We start from the raw sequence: 18642 nt of genomic DNA, 5'->3' as shown, positions 1-18642 counted from the left end.
ACGTTTCCACAGATGCCCCGCACCGCCCGCCCCTGCCGTATGGCGGGTGGCCCGGTGCGTGGGATGACTCCACCGAGAGGCTGAACTCGTGGCTCGACTCTTTGGCACCGACGGCGTTCGCGGGCTCGCGAACCGCGACGTCACTGCCGAGCTCGCCCTGGACCTGTCCGTCGCTGCGGCCCACGTGCTGGCTGAGGCCGGCGCCTTCGAGGGGCACCGCCCCCGCGCCGTGCTGGGCCGTGACCCCCGTGCGTCGGGGGAGTTCCTCGCGGCTGCCGTGACCGCCGGCCTGCTGTCCGCCGGCGTCGACGTGCTCGACGCGGGTGTGCTGCCGACCCCGGCGATCGCGTTCCTGACCGCCGACTCCGACGCCGACCTCGGCGTGATGCTGTCGGCCTCGCACAACGCCATGCCCGACAACGGCATCAAGTTCTTCGCCCGCGGCGGGCACAAGCTCCCCGACGACGTCGAGGACGCCATCGAGGCCCGCATGCGCGAGCCGTGGGACCGCCCGACCGGAGCCCGGGTCGGCCGCCTGCGCACCTTCGAGGGGGGTGCCGAGCGCTACGTCGAGCACCTGCTGTCGGCACTGCCGCACCGCCTCGACGGCCTGCGCGTGGTCATCGACGCGGCCCATGGCGCGGCCAGCGAGGTCTCCCCGGAGGCGTTCCGCCGGGCCGGGGCCGACATCGTGGTCATCGGGGGCGAGCCTGACGGGCTCAACATCAACGACGGCTACGGCTCGACCCACCTGGACAACCTGCGCAAGGCGGTCGTCGAGCACGGCGCCGACCTCGGTGTCGCCCACGACGGCGACGCCGACCGCTGCCTGGCTGTCGACGCCCGCGGTGAGGTCGTCGACGGCGACCAGATCATGGCGATCCTGTCCCTGGCCATGCGCGACCACGGCACCCTGGCCCAGGACACGCTGGTCACGACGGTCATGAGCAACCTCGGCATGTTCCAGGCGCTGGAGCGAGAGGGCATCACCGTCAAGCAGACCGCGGTCGGGGACCGCTACGTGCTCGAGGAGATGAAGGCCTCGAAGCTCTCCCTCGGCGGCGAGCAGTCCGGGCACGTCATCGCCCTGGACCACGGCACGACGGGTGACGGGGTGCTGACCGGCCTGCTGCTCGCCTCCCGCGTGGCGGAGACCGGCCGTAGCCTGCAGGACCTCGCCTCGGTGATGACCCGTCTCCCGCAGGTCATGATCAACGTCAAGGGCGTCGACAAGAACCGCGTCGACGACCACGAGGACGTCCAGGCCGAGGTGCAGGCCGTCGAGGCCGAGCTGGCCGGGACGGGCCGCGTCCTGCTGCGCAAGTCCGGCACCGAGCCGGTGGTCCGCGTCATGGTCGAGGCGGACAACGAGGACCGTGCGACCGAGGCTGCCGAGCGCCTGGCCGCCGTGGTGGAGAAGCACCTGGCTCTCTGAGCCACCGAGGACGCGTCGGCCCGGCCCCACATCGGGGCCGGGCCCTTCGTCTTGCCGGGCCCCTTCGTCGTGCCGGGCCCTTCGTCGTGCCCGGGGTCAGTCCAGGACGGTGAGCTCGTCACCCACGTGCAGGGTGCCCACGGTGTCGGGGATCAGCTGGCGGCCGAACCACGTGACCCCGTCCCACTTGCGATGGCGGGACAGGGTGCGGATCGGCTCCTTGTCCCGGCGGTGCGGGTCCTCAGGGTCGATCGTGGTCATCACGCAGCGGTCGATGTGCTTGACGACCCGCAGCTCCACCTCGCCGATGCGCACCCGCTTCCAGTCGTCCTCGGCGAAGGCCCGGTCCACTCCGTCGATGACCAGGTTGGGCCGGAACCGTTGGATCGAAAGGGGATCGGGCGCCGACTCGCCACGCTCGAGCGCAGCCTCGGTGATCCAGTCGTTGAGCTGGCGCAACGACGCGGTGGTGGTGAGCGTGACGGGGTAGCCGTCCGCGAGGGCGACGCTGTCACCCGGCCGGCCGTAGGCCGGGTTGGGGGAGCGGCGGGTCGGGTCGTCGCACCACACCAGGCGCAGCCCCGGGCGTCCGAGCACCCGGACCAGCCAGTCGTCCGCCTCGGCGCCGGCCGGGCGGGCCAGCAGCTCGTGTCGGTGCAGGCGGACCGGGACGTGCGCGGCCTCGGGCCGGTCAACCTCGAGCCGGGGCGCACCGGGCGCCTCGAGGGTCAGGGTTTCGCCGGGCTCGGTCGTGCTCGCGTGCACCGTGAACAGGGCGCGCTCCTCCCGGGCCGACAGCAGCACCCCGTCGGCGTCGACGACCATCCAGCGGCGGTCGCCCGCCAGACCCCACGGCTCGACCCTGGCGCGCTCGACGGGCAGGATCGCCCCGCTTTTGAGGGGGTGGATGTGCAGCTGGCTCAAGCGCATTCGCGCATCGTCCCACGTCGAGGGGTCTGAGCGAGGCTGCCGGCGGGGAGGGTGGCCACGGACCGGAAGGGGAGCGGTCGGCATACTGGCGGGGTCCACCCCCACCCAGATCAGGGAGTCACGCATGCCGTTCGAGGAAGTCACCGAGGTCGCCTACACCACTGCCGCCACCGCCACCGGCGGGCGCAGCGGCCGCGTCACCAGCGCGGACGGCGTGGTCGACTTCGAGCTGGCCCGCCCCGGCAGCTTCAGCGAGCCCAAGGCCAACCCGGAGACGCTGTTCGCCGCGGGCTACGCGTCCTGCTTCTCCGGCGCGCTGGCGTTCATGGCCGGCAAGGAGGGCGTGGACGTCAGCGCCTCCACGGTCACCGCGACCGTGTCCTTCGGCAAGACCGACACCGGCTTCGGTCTGGCCGTCGAGCTCGTCGCCGACCTGCCCGGGGTCGAGCCCGCACTGGCCGCCAAGCTGGTTGACCTCGCCCACGAGTTCTGCCCCTACTCCAAGGCGACCCGCGGCAACATCGACGTCACCGCGCGCCTGGCCTGAGCCTCGCGACACGACACGGCCCGCCCGGGGGCACCTGGGCGGGCCGTGTCGTCGTCCTGCGGGCTACTCCGGCTCGATGTCCCAGTCGAGGTCGCCGACCGCCTCGACGAGCTGCGCGCGGCCCTCGTCCAGCGCGTAGGTCGCGCCGACCACCGCGAGCCGGCCGTCGGCCACCCGCTCGCCGATGATCGTGGAGCGTTCGACGAGCAGGCGGATGGTCTGGCGCACGTGCTCGGCCTCCACCGCATCGGGGTCGGTCTTGCCCTTGCGGTGGGCGATCAGCACGCTCGGGGTGACCCGCTCGACGATGTCGCGGATGTAGCCGCCCGGAAGCACGCCGTGCTCGACCGCGCTCATCGTCGCGGCCACGGCGCCACAGCTGTCGTGGCCAAGGACCACCACCAGCGGGATGTCGAGCACGCCGACCCCGAACTCGATGGAGCCCAGCACGCCGGAGTCGACGACGTGGCCGGCGGTGCGGACGACGAACAGGTCGCCCAGGCCCTGGTCGAAGATGATCTCCGCCGCGACGCGCGAGTCGCCGCAGCCGAACACGAGCGCGAACGGCTTCTGCCCCTCGGCGAGGCTGTGGCGCCGCTCGACGTCCTGGTTGGGGTGCTCGTGACGGCCCGAGACGAAGCGGGCGTTGCCATGCTCGAGCTCGGACCACGCCTGGGTCGGGGTGCCTGGACGGACCTCGTGCGCGCTCACAGGCCCGGCCGCTTCTGGATCGACATCGCCATCGGCTTGGTCACCGACGCGAAGAAGTCGTTGCCCTTGTCGTCCACGACGATGAAGGCCGGGAAGTCCTCCACCTCGATCCTCCACACCGCCTCCATGCCGAGCTCGGGGTACTCCAGCACCTCCACGCTCTTGATGCAGTCCTGCGCCAGCCGGGCGGCCGGGCCACCGATCGAGCCGAGGTAGAAGCCGCCGTGGGCCTCGCAGGCGCTGGTGACCTGGCCCGAGCGGTTGCCCTTGGCCAGCATCACCATCGAGCCGCCGGCCGCCTGGAACTGCTCCACGTAGGAGTCCATCCGCCCTGCCGTGGTGGGGCCGAACGACCCGCTGGCGTAGCCCTCGGGCGTCTTGGCCGGCCCGGCGTAGTAGACGGCGTGGTCCTTGAGGTACTGCGGCATCTCCTCGCCGGCGTCGAGGCGCTCCTTGATCTTGGCGTGGGCGATGTCGCGGGCCACGACCAGCGGGCCGGTCAGGGACAGCCGGGTCTTGACCGGGTGGCGGGTCAGCTCGGCGCGGATCTCGTCCATCGGCCGGTTGAGGTCGATGCGCACGACGTCGGCCGCGGCGTCGTCCTCGAGGTGCTCGTCGGTCGTCTCGGGCAGGAACCGCGCCGGGTCGGTCTCCAGCGCCTCGATGAACACGCCCTCGGGGGTGATCTTGCCGAGCGCCTGTCGGTCGGCCGAGCAGGACACCGCGATCGCGATCGGCAGGGAGGCGCCGTGGCGCGGCAGTCGGATGACGCGCACGTCGTGGCAGAAGTACTTGCCGCCGAACTGGGCGCCGATGCCGAAGCTGCGCGTCAGCTCGAGCACCTGCTCCTCGAGGTCGGTGTCGCGGAACCCGTGCCCGGCGATGGTGCCCTCGCGGGGCAGCTCGTCGAGGTACTTGGCGCTGGCGTACTTGGCGGTCTTGAGCGCGAACTCGGCGCTGGTGCCCCCGATGACGATGGCCAGGTGGTAGGGCGGGCAGGCGGAGGTGCCCAACGAGCGCAGCTTCTCGTCGAGGAACGCCAGCATCCGCTCGGGGTTCAGGACGGCCTTGGTCTCCTGGTAGAGGAAGGACTTGTTGGCGCTGCCGCCGCCCTTGGCCATGAACAGGAACTTGTAGGCCAGCTCGTGCCCCGGCGCGGTGTCGGCGTAGAGCTCGATCTGCGCGGGCAGGTTGGAGCCGGTGTTCTTCTCCTCCCACGTCGTGATGGGCGCCATCTGGGAGTAGCGCAGGTTGAGCCGGGTGTAGGCGTCGAACACCCCGCGCGCGATCGCCGACTCGTCGGCCCCCTCGGTCAGCACGTGCTGGCCGCGCTTGCCCATGACGATCGCGGTGCCGGTGTCCTGGCACATCGGCAGCACCCCGCCGGCGGCGATGTTGGCGTTCTTGAGCAGGTCGAGGGCGACGAACTTGTCGTTGTTGCTGGCGTCCGGGTCGTCGATGATCCGGCGCAGCTGGGCCAGGTGGGCCGGGCGCAGGTAGTGCGCGATGTCGTGCATCGCGGTCTCGGTCAGCAGGCGCAGCGCCTCCGGGTCGACCTCCAGGAACTGGCGGCCGCCCGGCCCCTCCACCGTCCGCACGCCCTCGGAGGTGAGGAGGCGGTATGCCGTCTGGTCGGCTCCGGTGGGTAGCAGGTCCTCGTAGACGAACTCGGGCACGGGCGCTCCTTCGCGTGACTGCAGGTGGTAGCGGTGTCCCGCCACAGGGCCAGAGTAATGAGCACACCAGTGGAGACGTGCATCACGGTTGCGCCTCCGCCCTGTGGGGGCCTCATGGCAGGATCCAACAATCCAACGAGAGAGCCGCCGGAGGGGTGATGGGTCCGATCCCGGTCTACCTGGAGCAGGGACGCGCGAGGACGTTCGCCGTGACGCTGGACTGGCCCGGCTGGGCGCGCTCCGGCAAGGGGGACGAGGGCGCGCTGGACGCGCTCGCGGAGTATGCCGCGCGGTTCCTGCCCGTAGCGCGTCGCACCGGGCTCCCGGTGGACTTCGCCGATGACGACGTGACGTTCGAGGTGGTCGAACGCGTGCCCGGCACGCCCACCACGGACTTCGGGGCGATTGACGCGGTGCTCGGTCGCGACGCCGCCCCGGTGACCGACGAGGAGGGGGAGCGGCTGGCTCGCTGCGTGGAGGCGGCCTGGGCAGAGCTCGACGAGGTGGCGGCCGGGACCTCGGCCGAGCTGGCCCGTGGACCACGCGGAGGCGGGCGCGACCGGGACCCGATGCTGGCGCACGTGCTCGGCGCGGAGCAGTCCTATGCCCGCAAGATCGGGGTGGCCCACAAGACCCCCGAGGTCGGGGGCGAGCAAGCCATCGCGGCGATGCGGGCCGACATCGCCGCGGTCCTGCGCCGGCCGTGGCAGGGGGAGGAGCTCGGCCTGGGCCGGGGCAGGAGCTGGCCGCCGCGCTACGCGGCGCGGCGCATCGCCTGGCACGTGCTCGACCACGCCTGGGAGATGCAGGACAAGGACCTCAGCGGCCGCTGACCCGCGCGGACCGCCCGCGGCGGGCACCCGGCATACCGGATCAGAGCTCGTGCCGGCCCGGAGGGTTGGCGCCAGCGCGCGAGACGGTGACCGCCGCGCAGGTGAGCGCGCGGTGCACGGCGGGCTGGATGTCGGCCAGGGTCGCGGACCGCAGGCGTGCGCGGGCCGCGGCGTCGCCGAGCAGCTCGGCGTCCAGCAGGCCGGACAGCAGCCCGGACATGAACGAGTCCCCGGCGCCGACGGTGTCGACGACGTCCACCATGGTCGCGCCGACGCTGACCAGCTGGCCGGAGGTGCTCAGACCGACCACGGCGCCCTCGTGGGCGCGGGTCACGACGGTGAGGACCGCGCCGAGGGTGCCCCAGCGGCGCAGTACCTCCGGGATGGGGGCGTGGTCGTAGAGCCAGGCGATGTCCTCGTCGCTGGCCTTGACCACGTCGCTGAGGGCGACGAGGGCCTCGACGCGCTCGCGGGCCGCGGCCGGGTCACCCATGAGGGAGGGGCGCGCGTTGGGGTCGTAGGACACCGTGGCGTGCTCGCGGGTGGCCCGGATCAGGCCGAGCACCTTGGCGGCGCCGGGCTCGAGCACGGCCGCGATCGAGCCGGTGTGCACATGGCCGTCCCCGGAGCTGTCCACCGCCTCGGGCAGGTCCCAGTGGATGTCGAAGTGGTAGCTCGCTGCGCCGGTGCCGTCCAGCGTCGCCTCGGCGACCGAGGTCGAGGCCGGGACCCGGCTGCCGTCGACCAGCGTGATGCCCTCGGAGCCGACGAGGTCGACGATGGTGTCGCCGCGCTCGTCGGTGCCGATGCGGGTGGCCAGGTCGACGCGGTGCCCCAGCCGGGCCAGGCCGACCGCCACGTTGGTCGGGCTGCCGCCGGGGTGCTCACGCACCGACCCGTCGGGCTCGTGGACGACGTCCACGAGCGCCTCGCCCAGGACCAGGGTGCGCGCGACGGCCACGGCGTCAGCCCTGGGCGGGCGTGGCGCGGTCGAAGTCGATGGCGCTGTAGGCCCTCAGCTTGGAGAGCTTGTGCTCGCTCTCGATCACCCGGATCGTGCCGCTCTTGGAGCGCATCACCAGCGAGTGCGTCGTGGCCCCGCCGGCGCGGTAGCGCACGCCGCGCAGCAGCTCGCCGTCGGTGATGCCGGTGGCCACGAAGAAGCAGTTCTCGCCGCGGACCAGGTCGTTGGTCGACAGGACGGCGTCCAGGTCGTGCCCGGCGTCGAGCGCCTTCTGCCGCTCGGCGTCGTCGCGCGGCATGAGCCGGCCCTGGATCACGCCGCCCAGGCACTTGATCGCGCAGGCCGCGATGATCCCCTCGGGGGTGCCGCCGGTGCCCAGCAGCAGGTCGACGCCGGTGTCCTCGCGGGCGGCCATGATCGCGCCCGCCACGTCGCCGTCGGAAATCAGCCGCAGGCGGGCGCCGGTGGCGCGCACCTGCTCCATGAGCCCCTGGTGCCGGGGCCGGTCGAGCATGACCACGGTGACGTCGGAGGGGTTGTCGCCCTTGGCCCTGGCGACCCGCGCGATGTTCTCGGCGACCGGCAGGCGGATGTCGACGACGTGGGCCGCCTCGGGGCCGGTGACGAGCTTGTCCATGTAGAAGACGGCGCTCGGGTCGTACATCGTGCCGCGGTCGGCGGCCGCGAGCACGGCGATGGCGTTGCTCTGGCCCTTGGCGCACAACGTCGTGCCGTCGATGGGGTCGACGGCGACGTCAGCGTCGGGGCCCGTGCCCTCACCGACGTGCTCGCCGTTGTAGAGCATGGGCGCGTCGTCCTTCTCGCCCTCGCCGATGACGACCACGCCGTTCATCGACACGGTGGAGATCATCGTGCGCATGGCCTCGACGGCGGCGCCGTCGGCGCCGTTCTTGTCGCCGCGGCCGACCCACCGGCCGGCCGCCATGGCGGCCGCCTCGGTGACCCGGACCAGCTCCAGGGCCAGGTTGCGGTCGTGGCGCTCGTAGCCGACCTTCAGGGCTGCGGGCAGGTGCTCTTCGGACATGCGGGCTTCCTCCGACGTCAGTGGCGGCGACAGCCCGACTCTATCGGTGCGCCGGGGTGCCGCCGACCGGCAGCCGGGTGGGCCGGTTCGACCACCCGGCCGGTCGTCGGGGACGATGGAGGGGTGAGTGCCACCAGTTCGCCCGCCAGCGCCAGCCCTGCCCCGACCCCGGGCGGTCGTCGCCGGGGCATGGGGAACCTGCGCAGCATGGTCATCTCCATGCTCGTGGTGCTCGGCTTCGTCGTGGTGTGGGTGGCGATGGTGCCCCGGCCCAACGCCATCACCCAGCCGCCGGTCGACGTCACATCCGTCGCCCAGCAGGTCAAGACCGAGACGAAGTGGCCGATCCTCCAGCCGCAGGGGCTCCCCGACGGGTGGCGGGCGACGAGCGTGCGCTTCGTGCGCTCGACCGACGGGCTGATGACCTGGCACGCGGGATACCAGTCGCCCCAGGGGGACTACATCGCCCTGGAGCAGACGCAGGGCGCCACCCAGGGGTGGGTGGATGCCGAGACCAACCGGGGCGCGAAGGAGGGGACGCAGGTGGTTGCCGGCCAGGAGTGGACCAGGATCGACCGCAAGGACAAGGTCCAGTTCTCCCTGGTGCGCCGTGGGGCCGGCCCGAAGGACCTCACGACGATCGTCACCGGCACCGGGCCGTATGACGAGCTGGCCACCTTCGCGGCCAGCCTTCGCCCGGTCGGCTGACCGGGCGCTCGCGGCTCAGGAGCCGCTGCTGACCTTGCCGAGCTTGGCCTCGGCGCCGTCGAGCCAGGTGCTGCAGTGGGCGGCGAGGGCCTCGCCGCGCTGCCACAGCCCCAGGCTCTCCTCCAGACCGACCTGGCCGGACTCCAGCCGCGCGACGATGGTGATGAGCTCGTCACGCGCCTGTTCGTAGCTCAGCTCCGCGATGTCGGGGAACTGGCCCTCGGTGTCGGTGAGCCCCTGCTGATCCTTCGCTGCCACGTCCCTCACCTTAGGCCCAATTGTCGGTTTCGCATCACCGGCGACCAGGGGCGCTCCCGCGCGTCAGCCGACCGCGCGGGCGCCGAAGTCGCCGCGGGCCACGCGCACGTGCAGCAGCTCGTCCGCCTCGACCTCGGCCCGGTCCATGACCACGTGCCCGCTGGCGTGCTGGACCACGGCGTAGCCGCGGTCCAGGGTGGCCTGCGGCGAGAGCGCCCGGACCTGCGCCCGCAGGTGCGCGACCTGGTCGGTGGCGCGGTGCAGGCTCGTCTCCACTCGCTGGCGCGCCCGGTGGGTCAGGGAGCCGAGCTCGTGCCGGTGCACCGCCACCACGGCGTGCGGGTCGGCCATGACCGGGCGCGACATCAGGGCGGTGAGGTGCCGGCGCTCGGCCTCGACCCGGCCGGCGACGACCCGCCGGCACCGGTCGCGCCCGGTCTGCAGGGTCGCGCGCTCCTCGGCGACGTCGGGGACGACCCGCTTGGCGGCGTCAGTCGGCGTGGAGGCCCGCCAGTCGGCGACGAAGTCGAGCAGCGGGGTGTCGACGTCATGGCCGATGGCGCTGACCACCGGGGTCCGGGCCGCGGCCACCGCCCGGACCAGGGCCTCGTTGCTGAAGCCGAGCAGGTCCTCGAAGGAGCCGCCCCCGCGGGCGATGACGATGACGTCGACCTCGGGCTCGGCGTCGAGGCTGCGCAGTGCCTCGGTCACCTCAGGCACGGTGCCCGGGCCCTGGACGGCGACCTGCCGGATGTCGAAGCGCACGGCCGGCCAGCGGCGCCGGGCGTTCTCGACGACGTCCTTCTCCGCGGCGCTGGCCCGCCCGCAGATGAGGCCCACGGTGCGGGGCAGGAAGGGCAGGGGACGCTTGCGCTCCCGGTCGAACAGTCCCTCGGCGGCGAGCATGCGCTTGAGGTGCTCGAGCCGGGCGAGCAGCTCGCCGACGCCGACGGGGCGGATCTGGCGGGCGTCGAGCTGCAGCGTGCCGCGCTTGGTCCAGAAGGTGGGCTTGGCCTGGATGACGACGCGGGCGCCGTCGGTGAGGGGGGCGGCCATGGCGTCGAGCGCGGTGACCCGGATGGTCACGCTGAGCGACATGTCGACGTCGGCGTCGCGCAGCGTGAGGTAGGCGGTGGGCGCGCCGGGGCGCCGGTTGAGCTGGACGACCTGCCCCTCGACCCACAGGGGCGACATCTTGTCGACGTAGTCGGCGATCTTGAGGCTGAGGAGGCGCACCGGCCAGGGCTGCTCAGCCGTCGTGTCGGCTGCGCGCTCGGGGAGGGGGGCGGGACTGCTCACGGCGCAACCTTAGGTCGGGCCGCCGACGCGGGTCCGGTGGTCGGCCGGATCGGGCCGGGTCGCAGCCGCGGTCACCGTTGCGGCGCGAGCCGCGCGGCCGGCCGAACCTGGGTCCCCGGGACCGTGACGACGGCGTGACCGACCTACGATAGGTCGGTGACTGACTCGACGAAGCGTGTCCTGCTCGCCGCCCCGCGCGGCTACTGCGCCGGCGTCGACCGCGCGGTGGTGACGGTCGAGAAGGCCCTGGAGCTCTACGGGCCGCCGGTGTACGTCCGCAAGGAGATCGTGCACAACAAGCACGTGGTGACCACGCTGCAGAAGCGCGGTGCCGTGTTCGTCGACGAGACCGACGAGGTGCCCGAAGGTGCCACCGTCATCTTCTCCGCGCACGGCGTGGCGCCGATCGTGCACGAGGAGGCCAGGGCCCTGTCGCTGAAGACCATCGACGCGACCTGCCCGCTGGTGACCAAGGTGCACCGCGAGGCGGTCCGCTTCGCCAACGACGACTACGACATCCTGCTCATCGGCCACGAGGGGCACGAGGAGGTCGTCGGCACCTCCGGCGAGGCGCCCGAGCACATCACCCTGGTCGACGGCCCGGACGACGTGGCCAACGTGCAGGTGCGCGACCCGGAGAAGGTCGTGTGGCTGTCCCAGACCACGCTGTCGGTTGACGAGACCATGGAGACGGTGCGCCGCCTGCGCGAGCGCTTCCCGGCACTGCAGGACCCGCCGAGCGACGACATCTGCTACGCCACGCAGAACCGCCAGCTCGCGGTGAAGCAGATGGCCGCCGACACCGACCTCATGATCGTCGTCGGGTCACGCAACTCCTCCAACTCCGTGCGCCTCGTCGAGGTCGCGCTGGAGCACGGCGCCGGGGCCGGTCACCTCGTGGACTACGCCGACGAGATCGACCCGGCGTGGCTCGACGGGGTCAGCACGGTGGGCGTCACCTCGGGCGCCAGCGTGCCGGAGGTGCTGGTGCGGGACGTCCTGGCGTTCCTGGCCGAGCGGGGCTACGCCGACGTCGAGACCGTCGTCTCGGCGGAGGAGAGCCTGCTCTTCGCCCTGCCCAACGAGCTGCGCCGCGACATGAAGAAGCTCTCCGGGCAGGACCCGGAGAAGGTCCGGCACGACCCGTCCGCGCTCGACGCCGGCTCGCTGCACTAGTCGCCGCCGGCGGGCCGGTGTGCCCTGGCGGACGCACTACGCATGACTGGCCAGGGCTACCCGAGGGGGGAGCGGGTGCCGGCTCGCTTCGGGAAGAGCGTGTAGGAGAACGAGATCACCGCGTCCACGGCGAGGACCAGGCCCCACGCGCCCGCCGTGCCGAGGAACACCTCGTTGCCCTGCTCCGTGCCGACGAGCAGCGAGGCAAGGCCCAGCAGGATGCTTCCAGTCGCCCAGGCGACGGCGTGGCGATACCACCCTGCCCGCTCGTGGGCGGCGTGGGTGCGGCCGTGAGTCGGGCGTGCCGGCGGCCGTGGGGCACCCGCGAACCGGTGGACGAAGCGGGCGTCGGCCCACCGCACCAGGTCGTGGCCGAATCCCACGGAGACGCCGATGTAGACGCCGGCCAGGGCGTGGGCGATGGACGGAGTGGCGCCGCGCCGCAGGTCGACGACCGAGGCCGTGAGCAGGATGAGGTCGACGAGGGGCGCCCCCGCGAGCAGCACCGCGCCGAGGCGACGGCGCCCCGCCAGGTAGCGCGCCGCCAACCCGGCCCCCAGGGCCAGCCAGAAGAGCACCTCGCAGGCGACGATGACCCCGACGAGCATGACCGCATCCCCCTATAGATTTCACACGACTGTGCCAAAAAGAACGTAGCACAGCCGTGCTACAAAGGGTCATGCCCAAGGTCGTCGACCATGAGGAGCGGCGCGCGCACATCGCCGACGCGCTGTGGCGCATCGTGCTGCGGGACGGCTTCGCGGCGGCCTCCGTGCGCTCCGTGGCTGCCGAGGGTGGCTGGTCGGCCGGGTCGGTACGGCACTACTTCTCCAGCCAGGGCGACCTGATCGGGTTCGCGATGGCCACCCTCTCGGAGCGCGTTCAGGCGCGGGTGGAGGCACGGGCGCAGGGGGCGGTCGACTTCGACGGGCTGGTGGCGCTGCTGGAGGAGGTGCTGCCCCTCGATGCCCAGCGTCGTGCCGAGACCGAGGTCTGGATGGCCCTCGTCGCCGCGGCGCGCACCGACGACCGACTGCGGCCGCTCACCGAGCAGGCCCACCGGGACCTGCGGCGGCTGGCCGAGTCCGTGGTGATGGTGCTGGCCGGACGCGGTGACGGGGGGTCCTCGTCACCGTCCCTGGCTGTCGACCCCGTCACGGAGACGGACCGCCTGCACGCCCTCGTCGACGGCCTCGCCCTGCACGGGTCGTTCGGCACGAGGCTGATGCCGGTCAAGCGCATCCGGGCAGCACTGCTGGCGCACCTGGAGGACCTGGCTGCGCGGGCGGCGGCTCAGGCGGAAAGCTAGGAGGCAGACCGCTGGGGCCCGGCTCCGTCCCGGTGGTCGGGCACGTCGTGGCCGAGGTCCAGCTGGGAACGGCGTACCTCGTCGTCCAGGGCGTCGAGCAGCTCGCCGGCCGTGAGCGGCCGGGGGGCGACCTCGAGCGGGGTGAGCTCGGGCAGCGGCTGGTCGGCGAGCTCGAGGTCGTGCATCTTGCGGGCGGTGACCAGCACGCGGGCCTCGAGCGCCCCGACCATGGCGTTGTAGCTCTCCACCGACTTCTGCAGCGATGCCCCCATCTTCGTGGCGTGCGCGCCCAACGTGCCCAGTCGGGCATACAGCTGGGTGCCGAGCTGGAGCAGCGCCTTGGCGTTGGTGGTGAGCGCATCCTGCTGCCACGTGAAGGCGACCGTGCGCAGCAGCGCGAGCAGGGTGCCGGGGGAGACGAGGACCACCTTGCGGCTCATGGCCTGCTCGAGCAGCGCCGGGTCGGCGGCCAGGGCGGCCGCCAGGATCGCGTCGCCGGGCACGAAGCAGACGACCATCTCGGGTGTGGTGGAGAAGGCTGACCAGTAGGCCTTGGCGCTCAGCTGCTCGACGTGGCCGCGCAGCGAGGCTGCGTGCGTGGCGAGCAGGCGGGTGCGCTCGGCGGCCTCGATGGTGTCGCTCTGGGCCGAGAGGAACGCCGTCATCGGTGCCTTGGAGTCCACCACGAGGCACTTGTCGCCGGGCAGTCGGACCAGCACGTCGGGGCGAATTCCCTTGTCGTGGCTGCTGATCGCGCTGACCTGCTCGTCGAAGTCGCACCGGGCCAGCATGCCGGCGTGCTCGAGGACCCGGCGCAGCTGCACCTCACCCCATGAGCCCCGGACGGTGGAGGCGTTGAGCGACCCGGCCAGTGACGCCGTCTGGGAGCGCAGCGCCTCGGTGGTCGTCGTGACGCTGGCGAGCTGCTGGCCCAGGGCGCTGAACTGCTCGACGCGGTCGCGCTCGAGGGTCGAGACCTGGCGCTCCACCCGGCCGAGGGCGTCACGCAGTGGCGCGAGGATCGTTGCGGTCTGGGCGTCGTCGCTGACGGCCGCCTCGAGGTCGACGACGCGCTCACGCAGCAGGTCGCGCTCGGTGCTCAGCGCGGCGGAGCGCCCTGCGAAGACCAGGCGGCAGACGAGCACCGCACCTACGGCCCCCAGCAGGAGCCCTCCCAGCAACGCCAACGCGATTCCCATGCGCCAGACCATGGCAGAGGGCACCGACAGGGTGGCGCACCGCCACGGACACCACTGTCGGGAAGTGTCAGCCACCGGCCCGGACGCCAACGAGTTGCCTCCCCCCGGTCAAGGGATCGTCAGGGTTTGCGGTGAGGCGGGCCAAAAAGGGTCAGGGACGCCGGTTTGGGATGGCGGAGGCGGTGACGCACGGCACACGATCACGCCGCGGCCCATCCCGGGCCACCCTTCCTGGAGGTCTCATGAAGCGCTTCACCCTGTCCGTCGCGGTCGGATCGGCCGCCGCGGCCCTGCTGGTCGGCACGACCACCAGCGCCATGGCCCAGCCGTCCCCGACCGGGTCGGCCCACCGGACCGCGCACACCTGTACCGCGCCGGCCACGGGCCACGCCAGCTGCAACGCGATCGTCGTCACTGACGCCGCGGGCAAGCCGGTGGCGAACGCGACCCCGAGCGGCCTGGCCCCGAGCGACATCCGCTCGGCCTACGGCCTGACCAGCGCCTCCAGCGGTGGCCGCACGGTCGCCATCGTCGACGCCTACAACGACCCGACCGCCGAGGCCGACCTCGGCACCTACCGCTCGCAGTACGGCCTGCCGGCGTGCACCACGGCCAACGGGTGCTTCCGCAAGGTGAGCCAGACCGGCAGTACCACGAGCCTGCCCAAGACGGACGCCGGCTGGGCGACCGAGATCAGCCTGGACGTCGACATGGTCTCGGCGGCCTGCCCCGACTGCAAGATCCTGCTCGTCGAGGCCAACTCGTCGTCATTCGCCGACCTTGGTGCTGCGGTCAACTACGCCGCCACGCAGGGTGTCGTCGCCATCAGCAACAGCTACGGCGGCTCGGACAGCTCGCAGCTGTCGGCGTATGACCACCCCGGCATCGCGATCACCGCGTCCACCGGTGACAACGGCTACGGCGTGGAGTCCCCGGCCTCGTTCAAGACCGTCGTCGCGGTCGGCGGCACCAGCCTGACCAAGGCCTCCAACAGCCGCGGCTGGAGCGAGAGCGCGTGGAGCGGCGCCGGCAGCGGTTGCTCGACGCTCAACACCAAGCCCACCTGGCAGACCTCGGCCACCCAGTGCTCGGGCAAGGCCAACGCGGACGTCTCCGCCGTGGCCGACCCCAACACGGGTGTCGCGGTCTACGACTCCACCGTCTACCAGGGCCGCAGCGGCTGGCAGGTCTACGGCGGCACCAGCGCCTCGTCGCCGATCGTCGCGAGTGTCTACGCCCTCTCCGGCAACACCTCGGGCTACCCGGCGTCCTACACCTGGGCGCACACCTCCGGCCTGAACGACGTGACCTCCGGCTCCAACGGCACCTGCACCACCACCGTGTGGTGCCACGCCGGCACCGGCTGGGACGGCCCGACCGGCCTCGGCACGCCGAACGGCACCAGCGCGTTCTGACCCGAACGCACGCCCCGTGACGCGATGGGAGGGCCCGGTCCAGGTGACCGGGCCCTCCTGCTGCGTTCACGGCATACCGGCCCTGGCGGCTAGACTCCTGACCCCGTGGCTCTCACTATCGGCATCGTCGGACTTCCCAACGTCGGCAAGTCCACCCTCTTCAACGCCCTGACCAAGAACAACGTGCTCGCGGCGAACTACCCGTTCGCGACGATCGAGCCGAACGTCGGGGTGGTGCCGCTGCCGGACCCGCGCCTGGGCAGGCTTGCCGAGATCTTCTCCTCCGAGCGGATCCTGCCGGCAACGGTCTCCTTCGTCGACATCGCCGGCATCGTGCGCGGCGCCTCCGAGGGGGAGGGGCTGGGCAACAAGTTCCTGGCCAACATCCGTGAGGCCGACGCGATCTGCCAGGTGGTCCGCGCCTTCCACGACGACGACGTGCACCACGTCGAGGGCAAGGTCTCGCCCAAGGACGACATCGAGACGATCCACACCGAGCTGATCCTCGCCGACCTGCAGACCCTCGAGAAGGCCGTGCCGCGCCTCGAGAAGGAGGTCAAGGGCAAGAAGACCGACAAGGCCGTCCTCGACACCGCGCTCGCCGCCCAGAAGGTCCTCGAGGAGGGCCACACCCTGTATGCCGCGGGCGCGGCTTCCGGGGTCGACCCCGAGCACGTGCGCGAGCTCGGCCTGCTCACGACCAAGCCGTTCCTCTACGTCTTCAACATCGACGAGGGGCAGCTCACCGACGAGACGCTGCAAGCCGACCTGTCCGCCCTCGTCGCGCCCGCCGACGCGATATTCCTCAACGCCAAGCTGGAGTCCGAGCTCGCCGAGCTCGACGAGGAGGAGGCGCGCGAGCTGCTGGAGTCGGTCGGCGTGGCCGAGCCCGGCCTGAACCAGCTGGCGCACAAGGGCTTCCACACCCTGGGGCTGCAGACCTACCTCACGGCCGGGCCGAAGGAGGCTCGCGCCTGGACGATCCACAAGGGCTGGACCGCACCGCAGGCCGCCGGTGTCATCCACACCGACTTCCAGCGTGGGTTCATCAAGGCCGAGATCGTCTCCTTCGACGACCTGGTCGAAGCCGGCTCGATGAACGAGGCCAAGGCCCGCGGCAAGGTCCGCATGGAGGGCAAGGAGTACGTCATGGCCGACGGCGACGTGGTGGAGTTCCGCTTCAACGTGTAGAAGCTGACGTTTCCGCAGGTCAGGGGTCTAGTGCGGCCACCAACAAGGTCTCAGGCCCGAGCTGCGACCAGGTGCCGCCGCCCGGTCAGCAGGGCCAGCCCGTAGAGCACGGCCACCACGACGAGCAGCGCGTTGTACCCCAGGACGAGGGCGAGGTACTCCACCGAGCCGCCGACCATGGCCCCGAGCAGGTTCGCCCCGAAGGCCACCGTCGTGGCGCCAACCCCCTTGAACCGGACCGCGAAGATCAGGTTGGCCAGGAAGATCGGCAGGAACGCGATCGTGACCGCGGCGAGGAACCTGGGGACGAGCGACAGGCCGAGCAGCGCATCTTGCGGGATCAGCCAGGCAGCGGCGAGAGCGGCGAGCAGACCGGCATAGAGCAGCAGTGGCCGACGGATGGTCACCCGCTGGGCGACCTCGATCGCCGCGAGCACGCTGAGCAGCACCCCGGCGAAGACCGCTGCGTTCACGGCCCAGGTCGTCCCGAAGAGCAGCGCGAACTGAACCACGTTCTTGGTCTCCAGCAGCAGGAACGCGGCACCCATGAAGAACAGGTCGACGTACGGCGCCATGGTGCGCAGCGGACCGACGACGGTGCGCACCAGGACGACTGAAGCCAGCAACACCAGGCCCAGCATCCACAGGTAGAACGACGGGATCGAGCGCGTCCCGAGGTAGGGGAACGGCCGGTCGTCCACAGATGGCTCGAGCGCCGTGCCGTGCGGCGACCAGGTGGTCGTGCAGCCGCCGGTGCTACCGTCCCGGCGCAGGGTGAGGACCGCCTGCTGGCGCGGGCCATAGCTTGGGCCGAGCTGGACGCATGGAGCCGAGCCGTAGACGGTACGGACGGTGTTTGCGTAGCGGTCGAGCAGCCATGGCTCGTAGTAGTTGTACATCGCGAAGGTGCCATCCGGCTTCAGTAGCGACCGGGCCCGCTCCAGCGCCTGGGTGGTGAACAGGTAGTTCTCCAGCCGCAGCGCCGACTGGCCGGTGACGATGGTCGCGGAGTCCGGCAACGCCAGCAGGATGAGGTCGTAGCGCCGGTCGGTTCGCTCCATGAACGCCCGCCCGTCGTCGACGTGCGTTATCACCCGGGGGTCGGAATAGGGCCGGTCCGGGTGGCGGTCGCGACCGATCTGAATCAGGACGGGGTCGATCTCGACGGCGTCGACCCGCTGCGCGCCCTGTTCGAGCGCGACCGCCACGTCGTTGCCGGTGCCCGCGCCGATCACCAGCACGTCCCGGCGGGACGCGGCGTAGGTGTAGGGATAGAAGTAGAACTGGGAGCGGCGGCGGATCTCCGCCACCGGGAGCGCCGTCTGCAGTGGGGTGTTGTTCACCTCGATGCGGACCAGGCCGCCGGCCAGCTCCTGGGTGTGGATCTTGTAGTACGGCGACCACTGGTAGGTGCCCAGCAAGGACTCGGCGCCGAGCATCAGCACCAGGGCGGCGATGGCGGCAGTGGGCCATCCGCGCACCCGGCGGCCCAGCAGCACTGCGAAAGCCGCTGCCGCCGACACCGCCCAGCCCAGGGGCGGCAGCCGAAGGAACGACAGTGCAGCGAACGTCACGATCCCGGTCAGGCTGCCGAAGATGTCGAGCCGATAGGCGTCAAGCGGAGCGAACGACGCGAACGCGCGTGCCGCCTCCTGCGCCAGCGCCATCAGCACGCCCACGGTGAGCAGGAACACGACGGCCAGGCTCAGCGGCCGGGGCAGCGGCGGCATACCGAAGAGCCCGATGAGCTGCCAGCTCCCGCCCCGGCCCGTGCCCGTCCGCACGGGAAAGGCCAGCACGAAGCCGACGAGAGCGGCGAGCAGGACCGGCGCCAGCGGGAAGAGGTCTCGAGTCGCGTTGGCGCGCAGGAACCCCAGACCGATCCCGAGGAAGCTGGCGAGCAGGACGAAGTTGGTCAGGTGGACCAGGTAGAGGTTGTTCGAGGA

The 18642-nt window shown here is 71.8% G+C and carries 18 protein-coding genes; 8 read left to right on the top strand and 10 right to left on the bottom strand.

Going from position 1 to position 18642, the window contains the following annotated elements; all coding sequences use genetic code 11:
- The first annotated feature begins 88 nt into the window (after window positions 1-88).
- A complete protein-coding gene (gene glmM, locus ACXVGS_RS08995; RefSeq protein ID WP_458529547.1) occupies window positions 89-1435 on the top strand; it encodes a phosphoglucosamine mutase in 1347 nt (448 codons plus the stop codon).
- 96 nt (window positions 1436-1531) lie between these two features.
- Here the strand turns inward: glmM and ACXVGS_RS08990 are convergent, their stop codons facing one another.
- Complete coding sequence (locus ACXVGS_RS08990) at window positions 1532-2365, bottom strand: MOSC domain-containing protein (RefSeq protein ID WP_458529546.1); 834 nt, start codon at window positions 2363-2365, stop codon at window positions 1532-1534.
- 124 nt (window positions 2366-2489) lie between these two features.
- Between ACXVGS_RS08990 and ACXVGS_RS08985 the strand changes: the two genes are divergently transcribed.
- Window positions 2490-2912 (top strand): Ohr family peroxiredoxin, encoded by a 423-nt coding sequence (locus ACXVGS_RS08985; protein ID WP_141789323.1) that lies wholly within the window; start codon window positions 2490-2492, stop codon window positions 2910-2912.
- Window positions 2913-2975: 63 nt separating this feature from the next.
- On the opposite strand, the gene ACXVGS_RS08980 is transcribed toward ACXVGS_RS08985, so the two are convergent.
- Together ACXVGS_RS08980 and ACXVGS_RS08975 are read right to left on the bottom strand one after the other, a co-directional pair.
- Window positions 2976-3623, bottom strand: a complete 648-nt coding sequence (locus ACXVGS_RS08980) for a carbonic anhydrase (RefSeq protein ID WP_458529545.1) — start codon at window positions 3621-3623, stop codon at window positions 2976-2978.
- Window positions 3620-5299 carry a fumarate hydratase gene (locus ACXVGS_RS08975; protein WP_458536858.1) on the bottom strand — a complete coding sequence of 560 codons (1680 nt, stop codon included), beginning with the start codon at window positions 5297-5299 and terminating at the stop codon, window positions 3620-3622. Before ACXVGS_RS08975 ends, ACXVGS_RS08980 begins: the two co-directional genes overlap by 4 nt.
- Before the next feature lie 158 nt (window positions 5300-5457).
- Here ACXVGS_RS08975 and ACXVGS_RS08970 point away from each other — a divergent pair, with 158 nt between their 5' ends.
- Window positions 5458-6132: a hypothetical protein gene (locus ACXVGS_RS08970; protein WP_458529543.1), complete on the top strand. Its 675-nt coding sequence runs from the start codon at window positions 5458-5460 to the stop codon at window positions 6130-6132.
- Between the two features lie 40 nt (window positions 6133-6172).
- Here the strand turns inward: ACXVGS_RS08970 and ACXVGS_RS08965 are convergent, their stop codons facing one another.
- Complete coding sequence (locus ACXVGS_RS08965) at window positions 6173-7093, bottom strand: carbohydrate kinase family protein (RefSeq protein WP_458529542.1); 921 nt, start codon at window positions 7091-7093, stop codon at window positions 6173-6175.
- Window positions 7094-7097: 4 nt separating this feature from the next.
- Complete coding sequence (glpX, locus tag ACXVGS_RS08960) at window positions 7098-8141, bottom strand: class II fructose-bisphosphatase (protein WP_458536857.1); 1044 nt, start codon at window positions 8139-8141, stop codon at window positions 7098-7100.
- 123 nt (window positions 8142-8264) lie between these two features.
- Between glpX and ACXVGS_RS08955 the strand changes: the two genes are divergently transcribed.
- Window positions 8265-8849 carry a DUF4245 domain-containing protein gene (locus ACXVGS_RS08955; protein WP_458530180.1) on the top strand — a complete coding sequence of 195 codons (585 nt, stop codon included), beginning with the start codon at window positions 8265-8267 and terminating at the stop codon, window positions 8847-8849.
- Between the two features lie 15 nt (window positions 8850-8864).
- Here the strand turns inward: ACXVGS_RS08955 and ACXVGS_RS08950 are convergent, their stop codons facing one another.
- A complete protein-coding gene (locus tag ACXVGS_RS08950; RefSeq protein WP_458536856.1) occupies window positions 8865-9107 on the bottom strand; it encodes an exodeoxyribonuclease VII small subunit in 243 nt (80 codons plus the stop codon).
- 63 nt (window positions 9108-9170) lie between these two features.
- Window positions 9171-10406, bottom strand: coding sequence for an exodeoxyribonuclease VII large subunit (gene xseA, locus ACXVGS_RS08945; protein WP_458534395.1), 1236 nt, complete (start codon window positions 10404-10406; stop codon window positions 9171-9173).
- 156 nt (window positions 10407-10562) lie between these two features.
- On the opposite strand from xseA, the gene ACXVGS_RS08940 reads away from it, so the two are divergent.
- Window positions 10563-11582, top strand: coding sequence for a 4-hydroxy-3-methylbut-2-enyl diphosphate reductase (locus ACXVGS_RS08940; protein ID WP_458530177.1), 1020 nt, complete (start codon window positions 10563-10565; stop codon window positions 11580-11582).
- Window positions 11583-11638: 56 nt separating this feature from the next.
- Here the strand turns inward: ACXVGS_RS08940 and ACXVGS_RS08935 are convergent, their stop codons facing one another.
- Window positions 11639-12190 carry a hypothetical protein gene (locus tag ACXVGS_RS08935; protein WP_458536855.1) on the bottom strand — a complete coding sequence of 184 codons (552 nt, stop codon included), beginning with the start codon at window positions 12188-12190 and terminating at the stop codon, window positions 11639-11641.
- Between the two features lie 71 nt (window positions 12191-12261).
- Here ACXVGS_RS08935 and ACXVGS_RS08930 point away from each other — a divergent pair, with 71 nt between their 5' ends.
- Window positions 12262-12891: a TetR/AcrR family transcriptional regulator gene (locus ACXVGS_RS08930; RefSeq protein ID WP_458530175.1), complete on the top strand. Its 630-nt coding sequence runs from the start codon at window positions 12262-12264 to the stop codon at window positions 12889-12891.
- Here ACXVGS_RS08930 and ACXVGS_RS08925 read toward each other — a convergent pair.
- Window positions 12888-14090, bottom strand: a complete 1203-nt coding sequence (locus ACXVGS_RS08925) for a DNA recombination protein RmuC (RefSeq protein WP_458531993.1) — start codon at window positions 14088-14090, stop codon at window positions 12888-12890. The two genes, ACXVGS_RS08930 and ACXVGS_RS08925, sit on opposite strands and share 4 nt — an antisense overlap.
- Before the next feature lie 242 nt (window positions 14091-14332).
- Here ACXVGS_RS08925 and ACXVGS_RS08920 point away from each other — a divergent pair, with 242 nt between their 5' ends.
- Window positions 14333-15505 (top strand): S53 family peptidase, encoded by a 1173-nt coding sequence (locus ACXVGS_RS08920; RefSeq protein ID WP_458530173.1) that lies wholly within the window; start codon window positions 14333-14335, stop codon window positions 15503-15505.
- A 105-nt stretch (window positions 15506-15610) separates the two neighbouring features.
- Complete coding sequence (ychF, locus tag ACXVGS_RS08915; RefSeq protein ID WP_458530172.1) at window positions 15611-16696, top strand: redox-regulated ATPase YchF; 1086 nt, start codon at window positions 15611-15613, stop codon at window positions 16694-16696.
- 50 nt (window positions 16697-16746) lie between these two features.
- Here the strand turns inward: ychF and ACXVGS_RS08910 are convergent.
- The coding region (locus tag ACXVGS_RS08910; protein WP_458536854.1) for a spermidine synthase at window positions 16747-18642 on the bottom strand (1896 nt) is incomplete at its 5' end.

The sequence above is a fragment of the Oryzihumus sp. genome (genome assembly GCF_054325275.1).
This window is presented reverse-complemented; position numbering and strand designations above follow the sequence as displayed.